Annotated in this window: 21 protein-coding genes; 14 read left to right on the forward strand and 7 right to left on the reverse strand. The window is 72.9% G+C overall.

The features are described 5' to 3' along the window. Positions 1 to 106: 106 nt before the first annotated feature. Positions 107 to 286: a hypothetical protein gene (locus ACLBYB_RS05490; protein ID WP_234081819.1), complete on the reverse strand. Its 180-nt coding sequence runs from the start codon at positions 284 to 286 to the stop codon at positions 107 to 109. Positions 287 to 509: 223 nt separating this feature from the next. Here ACLBYB_RS05490 and ACLBYB_RS05495 point away from each other — a divergent pair, with 223 nt between their 5' ends. The 4 genes from ACLBYB_RS05495 to ACLBYB_RS05510 all read left to right on the forward strand — a co-directional run bounded on the left by ACLBYB_RS05495 (position 510) and on the right by ACLBYB_RS05510 (position 4,896). Further along, positions 510 to 1,250 (forward strand): GntR family transcriptional regulator, encoded by a 741-nt coding sequence (locus ACLBYB_RS05495; RefSeq protein WP_447698177.1) that lies wholly within the window; start codon positions 510 to 512, stop codon positions 1,248 to 1,250. An 86-nt stretch (positions 1,251 to 1,336) separates the two neighbouring features. Beyond that, entirely contained in the window at positions 1,337 to 2,572 is a 1,236-nt protein-coding gene (locus ACLBYB_RS05500) for an MFS transporter (RefSeq protein WP_447698178.1), read from the forward strand. 4 nt (positions 2,573 to 2,576) lie between these two features. After that, the gene (locus ACLBYB_RS05505; protein WP_447698179.1) at positions 2,577 to 3,497 is read left to right on the forward strand and encodes an amidohydrolase family protein; all 921 of its coding nucleotides are present in this window, start codon (positions 2,577 to 2,579) and stop codon (positions 3,495 to 3,497) included. A 40-nt stretch (positions 3,498 to 3,537) separates the two neighbouring features. Continuing rightward, positions 3,538 to 4,896, forward strand: a complete 1,359-nt coding sequence (locus ACLBYB_RS05510) for an MFS transporter (RefSeq protein WP_056522792.1) — start codon at positions 3,538 to 3,540, stop codon at positions 4,894 to 4,896. A gap of 12 nt (positions 4,897 to 4,908) precedes the next feature. Here the strand turns inward: ACLBYB_RS05510 and ACLBYB_RS05515 are convergent, their stop codons facing one another. Genes ACLBYB_RS05515 through ACLBYB_RS05525 form a run of 3 tightly spaced genes read right to left on the reverse strand, consistent with a single transcriptional unit; the run spans position 4,909 to position 7,807 of the window. Then, entirely contained in the window at positions 4,909 to 5,700 is a 792-nt protein-coding gene (locus tag ACLBYB_RS05515; protein WP_056522794.1) for an ABC transporter ATP-binding protein, read from the reverse strand. Then, positions 5,694 to 6,698, reverse strand: coding sequence for an ABC transporter permease (locus tag ACLBYB_RS05520; RefSeq protein WP_447698180.1), 1,005 nt, complete (start codon positions 6,696 to 6,698; stop codon positions 5,694 to 5,696). The genes ACLBYB_RS05515 and ACLBYB_RS05520 overlap by 7 nt, the downstream gene beginning before the upstream one ends. Positions 6,699 to 6,706: 8 nt before the next feature. Continuing rightward, a complete protein-coding gene (locus ACLBYB_RS05525; protein WP_447698181.1) occupies positions 6,707 to 7,807 on the reverse strand; it encodes an ABC transporter substrate-binding protein in 1,101 nt (366 codons plus the stop codon). A 490-nt stretch (positions 7,808 to 8,297) separates the two neighbouring features. On the opposite strand from ACLBYB_RS05525, the gene ACLBYB_RS05530 reads away from it, so the two are divergent. The 6 genes from ACLBYB_RS05530 to ACLBYB_RS05555 all read left to right on the forward strand — a co-directional run bounded on the left by ACLBYB_RS05530 (position 8,298) and on the right by ACLBYB_RS05555 (position 13,952). Further along, positions 8,298 to 9,443 (forward strand): acyl-CoA dehydrogenase, encoded by a 1,146-nt coding sequence (locus ACLBYB_RS05530; RefSeq protein WP_447698182.1) that lies wholly within the window; start codon positions 8,298 to 8,300, stop codon positions 9,441 to 9,443. A gap of 27 nt (positions 9,444 to 9,470) precedes the next feature. After that, positions 9,471 to 10,565 carry an LLM class flavin-dependent oxidoreductase gene (locus tag ACLBYB_RS05535; RefSeq protein ID WP_447698183.1) on the forward strand — a complete coding sequence of 365 codons (1,095 nt, stop codon included), beginning with the start codon at positions 9,471 to 9,473 and terminating at the stop codon, positions 10,563 to 10,565. Next, positions 10,565 to 11,503 (forward strand): ABC transporter substrate-binding protein, encoded by a 939-nt coding sequence (locus ACLBYB_RS05540; protein WP_447698184.1) that lies wholly within the window; start codon positions 10,565 to 10,567, stop codon positions 11,501 to 11,503. Before ACLBYB_RS05535 ends, ACLBYB_RS05540 begins: the two co-directional genes overlap by 1 nt. 19 nt (positions 11,504 to 11,522) lie before the next feature. Beyond that, a complete protein-coding gene (locus tag ACLBYB_RS05545; RefSeq protein WP_020091041.1) occupies positions 11,523 to 12,071 on the forward strand; it encodes a cupin domain-containing protein in 549 nt (182 codons plus the stop codon). 19 nt (positions 12,072 to 12,090) lie between these two features. Further along, on the forward strand, positions 12,091 to 13,443 hold the full coding sequence (locus ACLBYB_RS05550; RefSeq protein ID WP_447698185.1) for an LLM class flavin-dependent oxidoreductase: 1,353 nt from the start codon (positions 12,091 to 12,093) through the stop codon (positions 13,441 to 13,443). A 128-nt stretch (positions 13,444 to 13,571) separates the two neighbouring features. After that, the gene (locus tag ACLBYB_RS05555; RefSeq protein ID WP_447698186.1) at positions 13,572 to 13,952 is read left to right on the forward strand and encodes a response regulator; all 381 of its coding nucleotides are present in this window, start codon (positions 13,572 to 13,574) and stop codon (positions 13,950 to 13,952) included. Positions 13,953 to 13,976: 24 nt separating this feature from the next. On the opposite strand, the gene ACLBYB_RS05560 is transcribed toward ACLBYB_RS05555, so the two are convergent. Together ACLBYB_RS05560 and ACLBYB_RS05565 are read right to left on the reverse strand one after the other, a co-directional pair. After that, positions 13,977 to 14,837 carry a hypothetical protein gene (locus ACLBYB_RS05560; RefSeq protein ID WP_020091038.1) on the reverse strand — a complete coding sequence of 287 codons (861 nt, stop codon included), beginning with the start codon at positions 14,835 to 14,837 and terminating at the stop codon, positions 13,977 to 13,979. Positions 14,838 to 14,894: 57 nt separating this feature from the next. After that, a complete protein-coding gene (locus tag ACLBYB_RS05565) occupies positions 14,895 to 15,170 on the reverse strand; it encodes a hypothetical protein (protein WP_091927737.1) in 276 nt (91 codons plus the stop codon). 154 nt (positions 15,171 to 15,324) lie between these two features. On the opposite strand from ACLBYB_RS05565, the gene ppk2 reads away from it, so the two are divergent. The 4 genes from ppk2 to ACLBYB_RS05585 all read left to right on the forward strand — a co-directional run bounded on the left by ppk2 (position 15,325) and on the right by ACLBYB_RS05585 (position 17,399). Continuing rightward, positions 15,325 to 16,272: a polyphosphate kinase 2 gene (ppk2, locus tag ACLBYB_RS05570; protein WP_447698187.1), complete on the forward strand. Its 948-nt coding sequence runs from the start codon at positions 15,325 to 15,327 to the stop codon at positions 16,270 to 16,272. Positions 16,273 to 16,350: 78 nt separating this feature from the next. Next, positions 16,351 to 16,599: a hypothetical protein gene (locus tag ACLBYB_RS05575; protein ID WP_128083267.1), complete on the forward strand. Its 249-nt coding sequence runs from the start codon at positions 16,351 to 16,353 to the stop codon at positions 16,597 to 16,599. A gap of 351 nt (positions 16,600 to 16,950) precedes the next feature. Continuing rightward, on the forward strand, positions 16,951 to 17,097 hold the full coding sequence (locus ACLBYB_RS05580) for a hypothetical protein (protein ID WP_447680724.1): 147 nt from the start codon (positions 16,951 to 16,953) through the stop codon (positions 17,095 to 17,097). 74 nt (positions 17,098 to 17,171) lie between these two features. Next, positions 17,172 to 17,399 carry a hypothetical protein gene (locus ACLBYB_RS05585; RefSeq protein WP_020091033.1) on the forward strand — a complete coding sequence of 76 codons (228 nt, stop codon included), beginning with the start codon at positions 17,172 to 17,174 and terminating at the stop codon, positions 17,397 to 17,399. Between the two features lie 7 nt (positions 17,400 to 17,406). Here ACLBYB_RS05585 and ACLBYB_RS05590 read toward each other — a convergent pair whose 3' ends face one another. Further along, complete coding sequence (locus tag ACLBYB_RS05590) at positions 17,407 to 18,375, reverse strand: helix-turn-helix domain-containing protein (protein WP_026604602.1); 969 nt, start codon at positions 18,373 to 18,375, stop codon at positions 17,407 to 17,409. Positions 18,376 to 18,479 lie beyond the last annotated feature (104 nt).

The raw sequence follows: 18,479 nt of genomic DNA on the forward strand, positions 1-18,479 counted from the left end.
CCCTTCGTCTTGGAGCTGTGGGCCGACCGTCATGATGGTCGTCTCGCGGGGGGAGGTCCTGTCCCCGCGCGGACCGATCGAGACGGCCGGCGCCGGTCGACGTCGGTCAGGGCGTGGATCGCGTCCCGGCCGGCGGGGCGCTGATTGATCCGCTCTCGGAGCCGGTGACGACCTTGCGGGCGGCGGCCTGACTCTGGCTGGCGTAGTCGGGCGGCGCGGTCTCACCCTGCCAGATCATCAGGCCGGCCAGGGCGGCGACCATCAACCCCACACTGACGAGGAGCACGATAAGAACCGGCCTGCCGCGCCGACCCTGACGGGTCTCTCGAGACGTACGATATTCGACCATCCGCGCCTCGCTGGACCATGATCCCGGGAAATCTCGGCGGAAACCCGCGGCCCGGCGAATGGGTCCTGTACTGCGACGCTGTGGACCACGGGATCGGCGCGCGCCGGCACCACTCCGTCGCCCATTGGCGCCTGCCGGCGATAGTCATACAGTCATACACATGACCGTCGTGACCGCACCCCAGCCCGATCTCCGCTTGCCGCTCTACCAGCGCCTGCGGGACGAGATCGCCTTCCAGATCGCCCGCAACGTCTGGCGGTCGGGCGAACCGATCCCCACGGAGGCGGAACTGGCGGCGACCCACCGCGTCGCCATCGGCACCGTGCGCAAGGCGATCGACGTCCTCGTCGCCGACGGCCTCGTCGAGCGGCAGCAGGGCCGCGGCACCTTCGTGCGGCGGCCGCGCTTCGACCGGTCCCTGTTCCGGTTCTTCCGGCATCTCGGCCCGGACGGCACGCAGGCCGTGCCGGAGGGGCGGATCCTGTCGCGCGAGGCCTGTCCGGCCCCCGCGACCGTCCGCGAGGCCCTCGGCCTGAACGCGCGCGGCGACGCGATCCGGCTGATCCGGACACGCCACCTCCAGGGCCGCCCGATCCTGTCCGAGACGATCTGGCTGCCGGCCGCGCGGTTCGCGCCGCTCCTCGAAGCCCCGCTGACGCAGATCGGCGACCTCCTCTACCCCGCCTACGAGCGTCTCTGCGGCGAGATCGTCGCCCGCGCCGAGGAGACCCTGACCGTCGGCATCGCCGACGCGACCGACGCGGGGCGCCTCGCGATCGCCGACGGGGATCCGGTCGTCGTCATCGAGCGCCTCGCCTTCGGCTTCGATGCCCGCCCGATCGAGTGGCGGGTGACGCGCGGCGCCGCCCGGGACTTCCGGTATCAGGTCGACATACGCTGAAAGGCGGGCGCCTTGACGTGCCAGCCCTCGCGTGCTCATCTATTCATATAAATGACTAGTCCTCTTCGGAGGACGGAGGAAAGCCCGTGTTCCGCTGGTACCGAGAGGTCGGTCCGGTCGAGCGTCGCACCTTCTGGGCCTGTCTGGGCGGGTGGTCGCTCGACGCCCTGGACGTGCAGATGTTCAGCCTCGCCATTCCCGCGCTGGTCGCGAGCTTCGGCCTGAGCCGCTCGGAGGCCGGCCTGATCGGCGCGGTCACGCTCGTGGCGGCGGCGATCGGCGGCTGGCTCGGCGGCCTCGCGGCGGACCGGATCGGCCGCGTCCGGGCCCTCCAGATCACGGTGCTGTGGTTCGCGGTCGCGACCTTCCTGGCGGCCTTCGCGCAGAGCTTCGCCCAGCTGCTGACCCTGAAGGCGCTGCAGGGGATCGGCTTCGGCGCCGAGTGGGCGGCCGGCGCCGCGCTCATGGCGGAGGCGATCCGGCCCGAGCACCGCGGCCGGGCGCTGGGCGCCGTCCAGGGCGGCTGGGCGCTCGGCTGGGGCGCGGCCGTGCTCCTGTCCACGGCGGCGTTCTCGGTGCTGGATCAGGAGACGGCCTGGCGAGCCCTGTTCGCCTGCGGCCTCGCGCCGGCACTCCTCCTGCTCTACCTCCGCCGCTCCGTCCCGGAACCCGCGCGGCCGGTCGGAAGGACGGCCGGGCCGCCGGCCGGATCGCTCGCGATCTTCGCGCCCGGCCTGCGCCGGATCACGGTGCTCGCGACGCTGCTCGGCCTCGGCGCCCACGGGGGCTTCCACGCCCTGTTCACGTGGCTGCCCACCTACCTGAGCGTCGAGCGCGGCGCCTCGGTCCTCGGGACCGGGCTCTACCTCGCCATCATCATCGCGGCCTTCGGCCTGGGCTGCCTCGTCGCCGGCGGCCTCGTGGACCGGCTCGGCCGCCGCCGGACCGTGGCGCTCTACGCCGCCGGCTGCATGGCCCTGGTCGTCCTCTACCTGCTGCTGCCGGTCGGCGGCACGGGCCTGCTCCTCCTCGGGGCGCCCCTCGGCTTCTGCACGGCCGGAATCCCCGCGAGTCTCGCGGCGCTGTTCAGTGAGCTCTTCCCGGACGGGCTGCGCGGGACCGGGATGGGCTTCTGCTACAACGCCGGCCGCCTCGCCTCCGGCCTGCTGCCCCTCGGCGTCGGCCTGCTCAGCGAGATCTGCGGCCTCGGCCCGGCGATCGGCCTGTCGGCCCTCGGCGCCTACGGGCTCGTCCTCCTCGCCGTCGCGCTCCTGCCGGATCGGCAGCCCGGCGGCGCGCTGATCCCCCAGACCGTGAGATGATCCGATGAACCGGCGCCACTTCTGCCGCACCCTGCTCGCGGGCAGCGTCACGCTCGCGCTTCCCGCCCGCGGCCGCGCGGCCGGGACTGGCTCCGCCGCCGACGCCGACGCCGGCGTCGCTGCGGTGGACACCCACGCCCACGTCTTCACCCGCTCCCTCACCCTCACGGGCGACCGGCGCTACGCCCCCGACTACGACGCGAGCATCGCCGATTACCGCGCCATGCTGGACCGGAACGGCATGGCCCGCGGCGTGCTGATCCAGCCGAGCTTCCTCGGCACCGACAACGGCTACATGGTCTCGGCCCTGCGATCCGCGCCGGAGCGGCTGCGCGGCATCGCCGTGCTGGCCCCGGAGGCCGAGACCGCGACCCTGCGCGACCTCGCCGGGCAGGGCGTCGTCGGCCTGCGTCTCAACCTGATCGGCCGGCCGGACCCGGATTTCGCCGGCCCGGTCTGGCGCGCCCACCTCGCGCGCGTCGCGGATCTCGGCTGGCAGATCGAGGTCCAGGCCGAGGCGCGGCGCCTCGCGCGGCTGCTGCCGCCGCTGATCGCGGCGGGCGTCCCCGTGGTGGTCGACCATTTCGGCCGGATCGACCCCGCCCTCGGCATCGCCGATCCTGGCTTCGCCGACCTGCTCGGCTTCGGCCGCGGCGGCCGCGTCTGGGTCAAGCTCTCGGGCGCCTACCGCATCGGCAGCGGCGAGGCCGGCCGGCAGACGGCGGTGCAGGCCGCCGAGCGCCTGCGCGGCGCCTTCGGGGCGCGGCGCCTGCTCTGGGGCAGCGACTGGCCGCACACGCAGTTCGAGACCCAGGCCAGCCCGGCCGAGGCCCGGCGCGACCTCGACGCCTGGGTGCCGGACCCGGCCGAGCGCCGGATCGTCATGGCCGAGACGCCCGCCGAACTCTTCCGCTTCGACCGCTAGGCCGAGGCGGGCCCGCCCGAATTCCAGCGAGGACAGGACCATGGCAACACCGACCACGCCACACGCGGCGGACGCGGCCGCCTTCGAGAGCCGAACGATGCGGAAGGTCGGCCTGCGCCTGATCCCCTTCCTCGTGCTCTGCTACTTCATCGCCTATGTCGACCGGGTGAATGTCGGCTTCGCGGCGCTGACCATGAACCACGATCTCGGCCTCTCCGCCGCGGCCTTCGGCCTGGGCGGCGGCCTGTTCTTCGTGGCCTACGTCCTGTTCGAGGTGCCGAGCAACCTCGCCATGGAGCGCGTCGGCGCGCGGATCTGGATCGCGCGGATCATGATCACCTGGGGGCTCGTCGGCATCGGCTCGGCCTTCGTCACCGGTCCGCTGAGTTTCGCCACCGCCCGCTTCCTGCTCGGCGCGGCCGAGGCCGGGTTCTTCCCCGGCGTGATCCTGTACCTGACCTACTGGTTCCCCAAGGCCTACCGGGCGCGGATCGTGGCGATGTTCATGGTCGCGATCCCGCTCTCCAGCTTCTTCGGCTCGCCGCTCTCGGCGGCGCTCCTCACCCTCGACGGCGCCGCGTCCCTGCGCGGCTGGCAGTGGCTGCTGATCATGGAGGCGGTCCCGGCCGTCCTGCTCGGCGTCGCCGCCCTCGCGCTGCTGCCGAGCCGGCCGGCCGAGGCGACCTTCCTGAGCCCGGCGGAGCGCGGCTGGCTGACGGACCGGCTGGAGACCGAGCGGCGCGCCGCCGAGGCGAGCGCCGGGCACCACGCTCACGGCCTCGCGGCGGTCTGGGCGGTGCTCGCGAGCCGGCAGGTCTGGCTGCTCGCCGTGATCTACGCGGGCAGCTCCGCCACCAGCAACACGCTGTCGCTGTGGATGCCGCAGATCCTCAAGGGGTTCGGCCTCAGCAACCTGCAGACCGGCCTACTGAACATGATCCCGTTCGGCATCGCCTCGGTCTTCATGATCGTCTGGGGCCTGCGGGCGGACCGCAGCGGTGAGCGGATCTGGAGCACGGCCCTGCCGCTGGCGCTGACCTCAGTGAGCTTCGCCCTGACGCTCCTGACGGGCTCGCTCTGGATGACGCTGGTCCTGCTCTCGCTGGTCCTGCTCGGCAACTACGCGATCAAGGGCCCGTTCTTTGCCCTCGCCACGGAGACGCTGCCGCCGGCCCAGACGGCCGCCGGCATCGCGGCGATCAACACCCTGGCGCATCTCGGCACCGGGGCGATTACCTCGCTGATCGGGGTGCTGCGCGAGCAGACCGGCAGCTTCCCAGTCGCCCTGCTGCCGCTCTGCGCGCTCACCGGCGTCGGCTGCGCCCTGGTCTTCTGGATCGGCCGGCACCAGCCGCGGGCGGCGACCGTGGGGGCGACCCCGTCGATCGCCCGGGGCTGAGGCGGCGGCCCGTCAGGTCGGCTGGCCGAGGATCCCCAGGATCTCCCGGCGCAGCCGCACGATCTCGGCATCGTCGCGGTGGCGCGGATAGGGCGCCGCGACGGGCAACTCGGCCCGGATCGCGGCCGGGCGGTCGGAGAGCACGATCACGCGCTCGGCCAGCACCAGCGCCTCCTCGACGTCGTGGGTGACGAGGAGCGCGGTGAAGCGCTTCTCCTGCCAGAGCCGCAGGATCTCGGCCTGCATGGCGAGCCGCGTCAGGGCGTCGAGCTTGCCCAGCGGCTCGTCGAGGAGCAGCAGGCGCGGCGCGTTGACGAGCGCCCGGGCGAGGGCCGCCCGCTGCGCCATGCCGCCGGAGAGCTGGTGCGGGTAGACGTCGGCGAAGCCCGTGAGACCGACGAGCCCCAGCGCCTGGTCGACGAGGGCCGCCCGCGACCGCCCGACGCCGCGGGCCTCCAGCCCCAGGGCGACGTTGCCGCGCACGGTGCGCCACGGATAGAGCGTCGGGTCCTGGAAGACGAGGAGCCGGGACGGGTCCGGGCCCTCCACCAGGTCGCCGTCGACCCGGATCGCGCCCTGGTCGGGCGGCTCCAGGCCGGCGACGAGCCGCAGCAGGGTGGACTTGCCGCAGCCCGAGGGGCCGAGCAGCGCCACGAAGCCGCCGGGCTCGACGTCGAGGCTCACCCGGTCGAGGACAGGGAGGGGCGCCCCGCGGATCGCGAAGGCGTGGCTGACGGCCTCGACCGCCAGGCGGGCCCCGGCGCTCTGGGCGGCGGGGCGTTCGAGGGTCGCGGCGGCTACCATTGCACCAGCCCCTTCTGCCACGCGAGCAGGCGGTCGCGCAGGCGGAACAGCAGCGTGATCAGGGAGGAGCACATCAGCGCCATCACGATCAGCGCCGCGTACATGTTGGCGTAGGCAGCCCAGCCCTGCGCCCACTGGAGGTACCAGCCGAGGCCGGACTTCACGCCGAGCATCTCGGCCACGACCAGCACCGCGAAGGAGCCGCCGAGCCCCATGAACAGCCCGACGAAGACGTGCGGCAGCGCCGCCGGGATCGCCACGCGCAGGATCAGGAAGCCGCGCGAGGCGCCGAGCGTCCGCGCCACGTCGAAATAGGACTTGTTGACGCCCGCCACCCCCGACCAGGTCAGCACCGTGACCGGGAAGCCGGTCGCCAGCGCCACCAGGAAGGTGCTGGCCGACCACGAGGACGGGAAGACGAAGAAGGCGAGGGGCAGCCACGCCGTGGCCGGCAGCGGCCCGACGAAGCGCAGCACCGGGTGGGCCCAGTACCCCACCGCCCGGAAGGTGCCGATGGCGACGCCCAGGACGAAGCCGGTCGCCGCCCCGATGGCGTAGCCGCCGGAGAGCAGGATCAGGGAGTTGAGGATGCTGCCGCCGAGCTTCGGCCAGTCGTCGAGGAAGACCTCCAGGATCGCCTGGGGCGAGGGGAAGAACGGCATCGGCAGCAGGGCGAGCTTCGCCGTGACCGCCTCCCAGACCAGCAGCGCCACCGCCAGCACCGAGAGCCAGGGGCTCCAGTACCGTAGCCGCGACCCGAGAGGGCCGAGGCGGGTCGCCAGGGGCGCGAGCGTCAGGAGGGCGAGGCCGAGCGCCGCCGCGCCGGACGCGAGGGCCGCGGTCTCGGGCAGGTCGTCCGCCTCGGGCAGGCCGAGGGTCACGCCGGCCAGGGCGAGCCAGGCGCCGCCCGCGAGGACGATCCGCCAGGGCGGCCGCGGCAGGCTTCGGGACGGGGCGGCGGCCCGCGGGGCGATGCCGGCGGTGATGCTTCCGGACATGGCGCGCCTCAGCTCAGCACGTCGGCGTAGATCCGCTCGGCGAACTTCGCCGTGTCGGTGGACCGCCGCAGGACGTTCACCTGCTTCAGCTCGTCCCCGTAGAGCGCGAGCTGCCGCTTGAGATCGCCGCCGACCGGGCTGTCGCCGTGCTGCTGGCTGCGCAGCATCGCGGCGAGGTCCGCGATCGAGCCCTTGCCGCCGTAGCCGGAGAAGGCCCGGGCCGCGGCCTCGGGATCCCGGTGGACGGCGTGGCCGCCCTCCAGGATCGCCCGGGTCAGCGCGGCCGCCACCGCGCGGTCGTTCCGGATCAGGCTGCCGCGGGCGGCCACGACGCAGCAGGTGCGGGTGGCGAACTCGCCCGACAGGTTGGTGGCGACCTCGGTGAAGCGCGGGTCCTTCAGCCAGATCCAGGTCCGCGGGTCGGAATCGGCCAGCGCCTGCGCCTCGCCCTTCTCCACCGCGAGGTTGAGCAGGTCGGCCGGGTACTGCCGCCACTCGACCCCGCTCTCCGGGTCGATCCCCGCCTTGGCGAGCAGCAGGCCGAAGAAATTCTTGGCCGGGCTCGCCTGGTCGCTGATCGCGATGGTCTTGCCCTTCAGCCCGGCGATGTCGGCGATGCCGGAGGATCTGGCGCTGAGCAGCCGCAGGCAGCCGCCGTGCAGCCCCGCGGTGATCTTCACGTCGAAGCCCTGCTCCAGGGGCTTGAGCCAGCGCAGGGCCATGCCGATCCCGGCATCGGCCTTGCCCGTGGCGATCGCCTCCAGCAGGGCCTCGGTCGAGCCGCCGAAATTGACGAACTCCACGTCGAGGCCGTGCCGGGCGAAGATCCCCTGCTCCTTGGCGAGCGGCGCGGCCGCCGTGCAGATGGCCGTGGCGTTCCAGGCCAGCTTCACCGTCCGGAGCGGGCCCGCGGGCGCCTCCGCGGCGGCGGGTCGGCAGAGCGGGCCGGGGTCGAATGGTGCCCCCGGTCCGGGTGCCCAGGCGCGGCCGGTGCCCATGCCGAGGCCGAGCGGCAGAGCGGCGGCCGCGGCGCCGACCTGCAGCAGGCGCCGCCGGGAAGGCGAGGGATCGGAGGAGGGGCTGCCCGGTCGGGAGGGCGCGTCGGTCATCTCGGGTCTCCGGGCCGCGCGACCGCGCGGCGGGAACGGCGCGCGTCACCGCACCGGTGGCGCGACCGGGCGGATCTGGCGTCCTCGTCTTCGGGAATGATCCGTCGAGGGATCAGGGTGCCGAGTATTCGATCGCTGCAGGACCGAGTCAACGAAAGCGTTTCCTCTATTTTCGCGCGATCGGGTAAGATCATTCACGGATCGGCGCCGTCACACGGCGCTCAGGCGCCCCGGCTCATCGGCGAGAAGCGTCGCTCGTCTGTCACTCGATGACGGGACCCCGAATGGCGACCGGGAGAACGATCGATTCTTGCCCCCGGGGGGCGGAAACACGTTCTTCTTCACCGTCCGACGACGCGGCAACATCCTCCTTCCGATCCATGAATATTCGGAACGGCATTCCGTTGACGCGACCCGGGTCCCGGCGGACCATCGCGGCTCCCGGGATGGCGCCGCGCGGCCGCCCGCCGATCACGTCGCCGAACACCCCATGACCGTCGCCGTCCCGCCCCCCGACATCGTCAGCAGCCTCGCCGGACGGCTCGCCGCCCGCGCGGCCGACCACGACCGCGCGGGGACCTTCCCGCACGACTCCCTCGCGGCGCTCCGGAAGGCCGGGCTCCTGGCCGTCACCGTGCCGCGGCGTCTCGGCGGCGGCGGCGCGGGTCTCGCGCGGGCCGCCGCACTGGTGCGCGCGCTCGGCGCCGCCGACCCGGCGACCGCCCTGGTCGTGGCGATGCAGTACCTCCAGCACGGGCTGATCCACCGGCCCGACACCCCGTGGCCGCGCGCGCTCGCCGACGCGGTCGGCGCGGCGGCGGTGGCGCGGGGGGCGCTGATCAACGCCCTGCGGGTCGAGCCCGAACTCGGGACGCCCTCGCGGGGCGGCCTGCCGGCCACGGTGGCCCGCCGCGACGGCGCGGGCTGGCGGATCTCCGGGCACAAGATCTACGCGACCGGGGCGCCGGGGCTCGCCTACGGCCTCGTCTTCGTCCGCACCGACGAGGCGGAGCCGCGCACCGGCACCGTCCTGGTGCCGTTCGACGCGCCGGGCATCCGCATCGCGGAGACCTGGGACCATCTCGGCCTGCGCGCCTCCGGCAGCCACGACGTCCACTTCACGGACGTGCCGATCCCCGGGGACCACGCCGTCGACCTGCGGCCGCCGGGCGGCTGGTCGGGGCCCGATCCCTGGCAGCAGGCCTGGAGCTGCACCCTGCTCGCCGCCCTCTACGACGGCGTGGCCCGGGCGGCGCAGGACTGGTTCACCGGCTTCCTGCGGGCGCGCCGGCCCGGCAGCCTCGGGGCGCCGCTGGCGAGCCTGCCGCGCTTCCACGAGGCGGTCGGCGAGAACGAGCGGCTGCTCGCCGTCAACGCGCGCCTCGTCGCCGGGCTCGCCGCCGAGGTCGACGCGGGACACCCCCCGCCGCCGCGCGAGTCCGGCTTCGTTAAGCTCACCGCCACGGAGAACGCCGTCGCGGCGGTCCAGCGCGCCGCGGAGCTGTCCGGCAACGCCGGCCTGTCCCGGGCGAGCCCGCTGGAGCGGCACCTGCGCGACGTCCTGTGCGCGCGCATCCACTGGCCGCAAGGGGACGCCGTCCGCGCCGCCGCCGGCAGGGCCGCCCTCGGCGCCTGAACCCGCCCTCGACCCGGAGATCGCACCATGAGCCTGCTTCCCCCCGATGCCGTCGAGTTCATCGGCTTCGTCGCCCCCCGGCACACCTCCGAGATCCACCCGGCGGCGGGGCCGTCCATCGACCGCGACTACCTGAAGCTCCTGGCGCAGACGCACGAATGGGGCGGGTTCGACCGGGTGCTGGTGGCCTTCCACGCGACCACGCCGGACGCGCTCCTGCTCGCCGGGCAGGTCGCCGCCGTGACCGAGCGGCTGGGACTGATGATCGCCCACCGCACCGGATTCACGGCGCCCACCGTGGCGGCGCGGCAATTCGCGACCCTCGACCAGCTCACCGGCGGCCGGGTCGCGATCCACGTGATCAGCGGCGGCGACGACCGGGAACTCGCCCAGGACGGCGACCACCTCACCAAGGACGCGCGCTACGCCCGCACCCGCGAGTTCCTCGACATCGTCCGGCAGAGCTGGACCGCCGCGGAGCCGTTCGACTACGCGGGCGATCACTACCGGGTGGAGCGCGGCTTCTCCGAGGTGAAGCCGGTCAACGCGATCCCGGTCTATTTCGGCGGCGCCTCGCCGGCGGCGCTGGCGGTGGCCGGCCGCCACGCCGATACCTACGCCCTCTGGGGCGAGACCCACGCGCAGGTCGCCGAGCTGATCGGCCGGGTGCGGGCGGCGGCCGCGGCCCACGGGCGGGCGCCGCGCTTCAGCCTGTCGGTCCGGCCGATCCTCGCCGAGACCGAGGCGCGGGCCTGGGAGCGCGCCGAGGACATCCTGGCCCGGACCCGGGCCGTCCGGGTCGCCAAGGGCCTCGGCCCGGCGGCGACGCCGCAGAACGAGGGCTCCCGGCGGCTCCTCGCGGCGGCCGCCGCGGGGCCGCGCCACGACAAGCGCCTGTTCACCGCCATCGCGGCCGAGACCGGGGCGGCGGGCAACTCGACCGCCCTGGTCGGCACCCCCGAGCAGGTCGCCGATGCCCTGCTCGACTATCACGACCTGGGCGTGCGGACCTTCCTGATCCGCGGCTTCGACCCGCTGGAGGACGCGCTCCAGTACGGCCGGTCGCTGCTGCCCGCCGTCCGCGCCGCCCTCGGGCGCCGCGGCGCCGCCGAGGCCGCCTGATGCGCGCCGTCATCCTCGCCCTGCTGGCGCTCCTGGCGGTCCGGCCGGCGCACGCGCAGGAGGTGCTGCGGGTCGGCGACCAGCGCGGCAACGCCCGCGCGCTGATGGAGGCGGCCGGCGTGCTCGACGGGCTGCCCTACCGGCTCGACTGGAGCGAGTTCCCGGCGGCCGCGCCCCTGCTCGAGGCGCTGAACGCCGGCGCGATCGACGCGGGCGGCGTCGGCGACGCGCCCTTCACCTTCGCGGCCGCCGCCGGGGTGCCGGTGAAGGCCTTCCTGGCCTTCCGCAACCGGCAGGACGGGCTGGCGATCCTGGTGCTCAAGGAATCGCCCCTCCGCACCGTGGCCGACCTGAAGGGCAAGCGCGTCGCCACGAACCGCGGCTCGATCGGCCATCAGGTGGTCCTGGCGGCGCTGGAGGAGGCGGGCCTGCCCGCCGACAGCGTGACCTTCAGCTTCCTGCCGCCGGCCGACGCCAAGATCGCGCTGGCCTCCGGGGCGGTCGACGCCTGGTCGACCTGGGAGCCCTACACCTCCACGGCGGAGCTCGCCGGCCTCGTCCGGGTGATCCGCGACGGCAACGGCATCACCCCGGGCCTGACCTTCGCGGTGGCGAGCGACGACGCGATCCGCACCAAGCGGGCGCTGCTCGCCGATTTCGGCGCGCGCCTCGCCCGCGCCCGGGAATGGGCCCTGAAGGATCCGGCGCCCTACGCGTCCGTCTGGTCGAAGCTCATCGGCCTGCCGGAGGCGGTGCCGCGGCGCTGGTTCGGCCGCGCCGCCTACCGGGCCGTCCCGATCGACGCGTCCGTGATCGCCGACGAGCAGCGCAACATCGATCTCTACGTCCGCGCCGGGCTGATCCCGAAGGCCCGCGCGCCGCGGGCCGAGGCGATCCTCGACACGAGCGTCTCGCAAACCGCCGCCGCCGTGCAATGATGGCGCGGGAGGACCCGACATGCACGACCACGGCGACGACCACGGCCACAGCCACGATCATGGCCACGCCCACGATCACGCCCACGATCACGCCCACGACCACGGCGCGTCCGAGCGCTGGAAGCACGACGGCGTTCGGGTGATCCCCGGCGACCGGCTCGACGCCAACACCGCGCAAACGCCCGGCATGTACCGGCAGGCCGCGATCAACGCCGCCCGGGTCGGCGCCCAGAAGATCTGGGCCGGCACGGTGGCGATCCAGCCCGACGCCAAGACCGGCGTGCACCACCACGGCGAACTGGAGAGCGTGATCTACGTGGTCTCGGGCCGCGCCCGGATGCGCTGGGGCGACCGGCTCGAATACGTCGCCGAGGCCGGGCCGGGCGACTTCATCTTCGTGCCGCCCTTCGTGCCGCACCAGGAGATCAACGCCTCGACCGACGAGCCGCTGCACTGCGTGCTGGTGCGCTCCGACAACGAGGCGGTGGTGGTCAACCTGCCCGACGTCGAGGCCGCCGAGGCGCCCGAGACGGTGTACTGGGTCGACCCGATCCACAAGCATCCGTGAGAGACTGGAGACGGCAGCGATGAGCCGGGACCGCCAGCTGCATCTCGGCGCCTTCATGCGCCCGGTCGGCATCCACACCGCGTGGTGGCGCTATCCGGGCGGCTATCCGGACGCGAACTTCAACTTCGAGCACCTGGCGCACTTCGCCCGGCGGCTGGAGGCCGCGAAGTTCGACGCGTTCTTCATGGCCGACCACCTCGCGGTGATGAACATGCCGGTGGCGGCGCTCCGCCGCTCGGCCACCGTGACGTCGTTCGACCCGCTGACCCTGCTGCCGGCGCTCGCCGTGCTCACCGATCGGATCGGCCTGATCGCCACCGCGTCGACAACCTACAACGAGCCCTACCACGTCGCCCGCAAGTTCGCCTCGCTCGACCACATCTCGAAGGGGCGGGCCGGCTGGAACCTCGTCACCTCCGGCAACCCGGACGAGGCCCTGAACTTCGGCCGCGACGCGCATCTGGAGCATGCCACCCGCTACGCCCGCGCCCGCGAGTTCTTCGACGTGGTGACCGGCCTGTGGGATTCCTTCGCCGACGACGCCTTCACGATGGATCCGGCGAGCGGCCTGTTCTTCGACCCGGCGAAGATGCGCGTCCTCGACCACCGCGGCGACTTCCTGAAGGTGAAGGGGCCGCTCAACGTCGCCCGGCCGGTGCAGGGCTGGCCGGTGATCGTCCAGGCCGGCGCCTCCGAGGCCGGCAAGCAGATCGCCGCCGAGACCGCCGAGATGGTGTTCGGCGCGGCCTCGACCCTGGAGGCGGCGCGGGCCTTCTACGCCGACGTGAAGGGGCGGATGCCGGCGGCGGGGCGCGACCCGGACCAGCTCAAGATCCTGCCCGGCTGCTTCATCGTCCTGGGCGAGACGGAGGACGAGGCGCAGGCCAAGAAGGCGCGCCTCGACGACCTCGTCCATCCCGACAGCGGCCTCGCCAACCTCTCGGTCCGCCTCGGCGTCGACGCGACGGGCTTCGCCCTCGACGCGCCGCTCCCGGAGCTTCCCGAGAGCAACGCCAGCAAGAGCGGGCAGGCCCAGATCGTCGACTACGCCCGCCGCACCGGCGCGACCGTGCGGGAACTCGCCCGCAAGGTCGGCGGCTACGGCGGCCTGCAGATGGTCGGCACGGCCGCGCAGGTGGCCGACCGCATGGAGGAGTGGCTGGAGACGCGCGCCTGCGACGGCTTCAACGTGATGTTCCCGTTCGTGCCCGAGGGTCTCGACGACGTGGTCGACCGGCTGGTGCCGGAGCTGCAGCGGCGTGGGCTGTTCCGCCGGGACTACGCCGGAACGACGCTGCGCGACCATCTCGGCCTCGCGCGGCCGGCCAACCGCTTCTTCCCGCCCGACGCCCCGGCTCGGCCAGGGGGCTGATCGACCCGCCGCGCGGGCCGGCGCTGTCCCGCGCCGTCGGGGTTCGTGGCGGATCATGCGAACGGCGCGAACCTCCGGTCGTGTCGCGCGGTTATTCTCGGATCGTCGCGCGCCGATGGGAGGGGATCGTGCCCGAGGCTGTTCCGCCCCTGTCCGGGTGCCGCGTCCTCGTCGTCGAGGACGAGTATCTCATCGCCAGCGAGGTCAAGCGCTGGTTGCACAGCGCCGGGGCCGAGGTGATCGGCCCGGTCCCGCGCGCGGATCTCGCCCTGGACCTGATCGCCGAGCAGACGCCCGACGCCGCGGTGCTCGACGTGAATCTGGGCGACGGGAACAGCGTCTATCCGGTCGCCGAGCGTCTCGGCGTCCTCGGCGTGCCGTACCTGTTCGCCACCGGCGACGTGCGGGTCACCGGCGCCTCGGCCCAGGCGAGCCGGCCCATCCTGGAGAAGCCGTTCGTGGCGGCAGAGCTGGTCCGGGCCTTGACCAGGCTCGTCGCGGCCGCCTGAGGCCGCCGCGCCGCCCGCGCGGCCTCAGAGGGGGCCCGGCCCGGGATGCGGGCCCATGCGCCGGCGGTCGTGCTCGATGGCGAAGACGTGGGCGTAGAGGTTCGCGACCCAGCCCCGTCCCTCGACCGTGAGGTCGAGGAACCGGATCGCGTCCCCGATCACGGGCTCGATCTTGCCCCAGAAGAACGACGGGTAGCGCTCCGCGAGGTCGGCCGGGCTGTCGTAGCCGAGTTCCGCGTTGACGCCGATCTCGGCGAATTCGTGGAATAGGGCGTTCAATTTGCGCGGGTAGAGCGGGTCGCCGAGCTGACCGATCAGGTCGGCCGCCCGCAGCAGGCCGGCCTCGGTCCCGGTCTCGCGATGGGAATCGTCCTCGGGGACCGGGAAGCGGGTCAGCTCGATCGCCCGGATGACCCGGGACGCGTCGACGAGATCGTGCGTGCCGAAGCGCTCCTGCACGGCCAGCTTCGAGCGTTCCACGTGGTAGGGCGCCAGCGCCGCGTCCGAGGCGCCCCGGGGCAGGCTGACGGTCGTGCCCTGCGCGTCGATGACGAAGGCCTGCAGCCGGTCTCCGGCGCAGACGCCGCGCACGTAGCCGATGTCGTGGTAGAGGGCGGCCAGGATCATGTGCAGCCAGTCCTCGGGCGTGATGCCCTGCTGCAGGAAGCGGCCGCGGAGGATGTCCTGGGCGACCAGGGTGACGAGGGCCGTGTGGTCGCCGTCGTGGTAGAGGGCGTCGCTCCCGACGATCCGCTCGATCGTCAGGCGCGCCGCGGCCTCGATGATCTCGGCGTAGCGCGGCTCCCGGCTGCCGAAGGTCCGCTGGTAGGTCAGGGCCAGGTGCTCGCCGAGGGCGTCGGCGAGCATCTTGGTCGCGTCGAACATGGGATCCTCGCCGTCAGCTGCGTCGGGCGGCGCCGCGCCCGGCCGGGTCAATGGAGATCACGCGGATCGCCCCCCGCGATCGACGAGCCGCTCCTCGAGATAGGCCGCCGCGTCCGCGTAGAGTTCGTAGCGGCGCAGCAGCACCGCCCGCTTCTCGGCCTTCGTCGCCGCGTCGAGCTTGGCGCGGGCCCTGTCGGCGCGGGCGCGCAGCTTCCCGGCGAGCTTCTCGAAGGCGGCATCGATGCGCGCGCCGACCTTCTCGCCCTCGGCGCGCGCCGGATCGGGGTCGTCCTGCCGGCGCTTCGGCCCGGCCCTCTTCGCTTCTCCAGCCATGACGCATCTCCGGTCGCCCCGATCGGTGGCGGAACCGTATGACGGAACGATCACGGGCGCGACATGGGATCGGCCGCCGCGGGCGCGGCGCTTTCTCAGGCGTGTCACGGAACGCTGCTCTAGGTCGGCCCCGCGACGCGCAGGAGAACCGGCGATGCGGCCCGACGACAGCTCTGCCCCGGATGCCACCTTGAACGCCAACTCGGATGCCACCCTGGAGGCGATCCGGCGTGACCTCGCCGACAGCTACGACGAGGAGCTGGAACTCGGGCTCGAGGAGGATCGCCTCGACCGGCTCGCGGCCGAGCTCGGCGGCGCGCCGCCCGATCATCTCGACCGCAAGGTCTATTTCCGCGCGCTGCTCCGGCTGCAGCACGAGCTGGTCCGGCTCCAGGACTGGGTGCAGGACCGGAAACTGCGCGTGGTCGTGCTGTTCGAGGGCCGCGACTCGGCCGGCAAGGGCGGCGTGATCAAGCGGATCACCCAGCGCCTCAATCCCCGCGTCTGCCGCGTCGCCGCCTTGCCTGCCCCGAGCGAGCGCGAGCGGACGCAATGGTATTTCCAGCGCTACGTCTCCCATCTGCCCGCCGGCGGCGAGATCGTGCTGTTCGACCGCTCCTGGTACAACCGCGCCGGCGTCGAGCGGGTCATGGGCTTCTGCACCGAGGCGGAGGTCGAGGAGTTCTTCCGGTCGGTCCCCGAATTCGAGCGCATGCTGGTGCGCTCCGGCATCGTCCTGGTAAAATACTGGTTCTCGATCACCGATGCCGAGCAGGAATTCCGCTTCCGGATGCGGATCCACGATCCGCTCAAGCAGTGGAAGCTGTCGCCCATAGACGTCGAGTCGCGGCGCCGCTGGGAGGACTACACCCGGGCCAAGGAGGACATGCTGGCGCGGACCCATATCCCCGAGGCGCCCTGGTGGGTGGTCGAGGCGGTCGACAAGCGACGGGCCCGCCTGAACTGTATCAGCCACCTGCTCGACCAGATCCCCTACGGCAGCGTGGAGCACCCGGCGGTCCACTTGCCCGAGCGCTTGCGGCACGCGGACTACGTGCGCGGCCCGGTTCCCGCCGCGATGATCGTTCCGGCCGCGTTCTGATCGCGGCGCGGAGACGGCGCGGGAGTCGTGATCCTGTCGCGGTGGCGCGGCTATAGCGCCGCCATGGCGAAGCGCCCCATGACTCTCGACCTGTTCACGACCCTGGATATCGTCGATGACGACGTCTCGGCCGTCGTCGACGCCTATCTGGCCGATCCCACGCCCGGTTCGGTGGCGTTCGGGGACGGCTTCCGCATCGACCCCGCGGCCGCGGTGGCCTCGCATCCCTTCGCCCGGACGCTGATCGATCAGCCCTGGGCCGATGCCGGGCTGCGCCGGGCCGCCATCCGCGCCGCCATCCTGCTGGCGGAGCCGGAGCGGGTCTGACCGGATCGGCCACCTTTCGCGCGACGGTCGCGCGATATTCGTGGGGCTGGCATGCGGCTGTCATCGCGCTGGCATACCGCTGTCATGCGGCCGTCATGGGCGGGATGGCAGGTCGCCGCCACGGCGAACCTCCCGACCCTATGCCGCCACTCCGCCCGCCCGGTCCTGCCGTGGCGGGCTTTTGTATGCCCGCGGCTCGGCCATCGCGACGACGCGCGTCGGATCCTACGCCTAAAACGGTAGGTGTGCCGACCTCCGACCACACGACGCCCGGTTGTAATCTGGGGCGGAGACGGCGCGGATGAACGGCGCGCCTTCACGGTGAACGATCGGTTTACCCAAACCGCACAATTGCGCCGACCGCTCCGATCCGGGCGCGATCGGCGGGCGTTCTACGGGCAGGTCCACCGGAGACGTGCTGACATGCTGATCCTCAACCCGATGACCGGCCAGATGGTCGAGGTGCGCGTGCCCCGGCCGAAGCCGAAGGCCGCCTGAGCGCGCCAGCTCTCCGTCCGCTCCCCCGCACGCCCGCGGCCCAGGCGGCGTGCCCCTCCAGCCCCGCACGACCCATGCTGCCGACCGATCTCGACCGACCCGCCGAACTGACCCTCTGGCCGGGCTACGCGCCGGCCCGGGTGGCCGTGTCGCACAGTTTCCCGACGCTGCGGGCCGCCCTCGCCGCCGCGGTCGCGGCGATCGATGCCGAGGATGCCAATCCCTGGATCATCACCGAGGGCGGCGACATCCTCGCTCCGGGATGGATCCGCGCGAACACCGCGGGCGCCGTCCTGCAGTAGCCGGACGTCAGCCGGCGAGCTGGTCCGCGCCGCGGTTGCGCCACCGGTACTCGCTCGGCGAGATCCCGTAGCTGTCCTTGAAGCGGCGGCTGAAATGGCTCTGGGTGCAGAAGCCGCAGCTGTAGGCCAGCTCTCCGACGGCCAGATGGGCGAAGCCGGGATCGGCGAGACGCTGCGCGGCGGTCTCCAGCCGCCGCCGCCAGATCCAGTCGGCGATGTTGCGGTCCTGCTCGCGGAACAGGGCCTGGAGGTGGCGCAGCGACACGCCGACGGCCGCCGCGAGCCGGGCGGGGTCGAGGTTCAGGTCGCCGAGATGGGCCTCGATGTGGGCCAGCGCGCGCTGGAAGATCAGGACGCCCTGGATGTTCTTGGGGGTCTCGTGCGCGAGGCGTTCCGCGATGCTCGCGACGATGAGATCGACGCCGACCGACGCCATGCGGTTCGACATGTCCGGCGTCAGGCGCTCCGCGTTGCGGACCAGTTCCTGGAAAAAGGTCGTTACCATCGACGTGCCGACTTGATCCGCGCCGATCGTGAGGCACGTGAACCGGCGCGTCGAGCCGAGGGCGCGCTCCAGGGCCGCGCGCGGCAGCTCGACGAACAGCGTCTGCGTGTCGACGTCGGAGGCCATCGTCGCCGGCCGACGGTCCATCACGACGATGTCGCCGGGATTCTGGATCGCGGTGCGGTCGTCCTGCGCGCTGAACACGCGGCCCTTGAGCGTGATGGCGACGTTCAGGGTCTCGTACTTGCCGTGCCGGCGGATCGTGTCCGGGGTCGCGACGGTGGTGACGGCGCTCTGCGTCACGCGCGTGATCAGCAGCGGCCCGACCTCCGCGGCCTCCAGCGTGCCGGTGAAAGCGTGCGCCACGGCAGGCGTAAGTTCGACCGGCACGATCCGCTCGAAGATCGTCTCACGCCAGAGGCGGAAACTGTCTTTCGGCTTGAAATCCGCCGTCGAGAACAAAGTCCTCATCGTAAATTCTTGTATTCATGCTTCGCCGCGCGCGCTCGGGAAAACGGTAGCACGCTTTCAGGCAAGCGCAACGGCGCCGACCAACCTAAGAAGGTTCTCGACCT

Source organism: Methylobacterium sp. D54C (genome assembly GCF_053345595.1).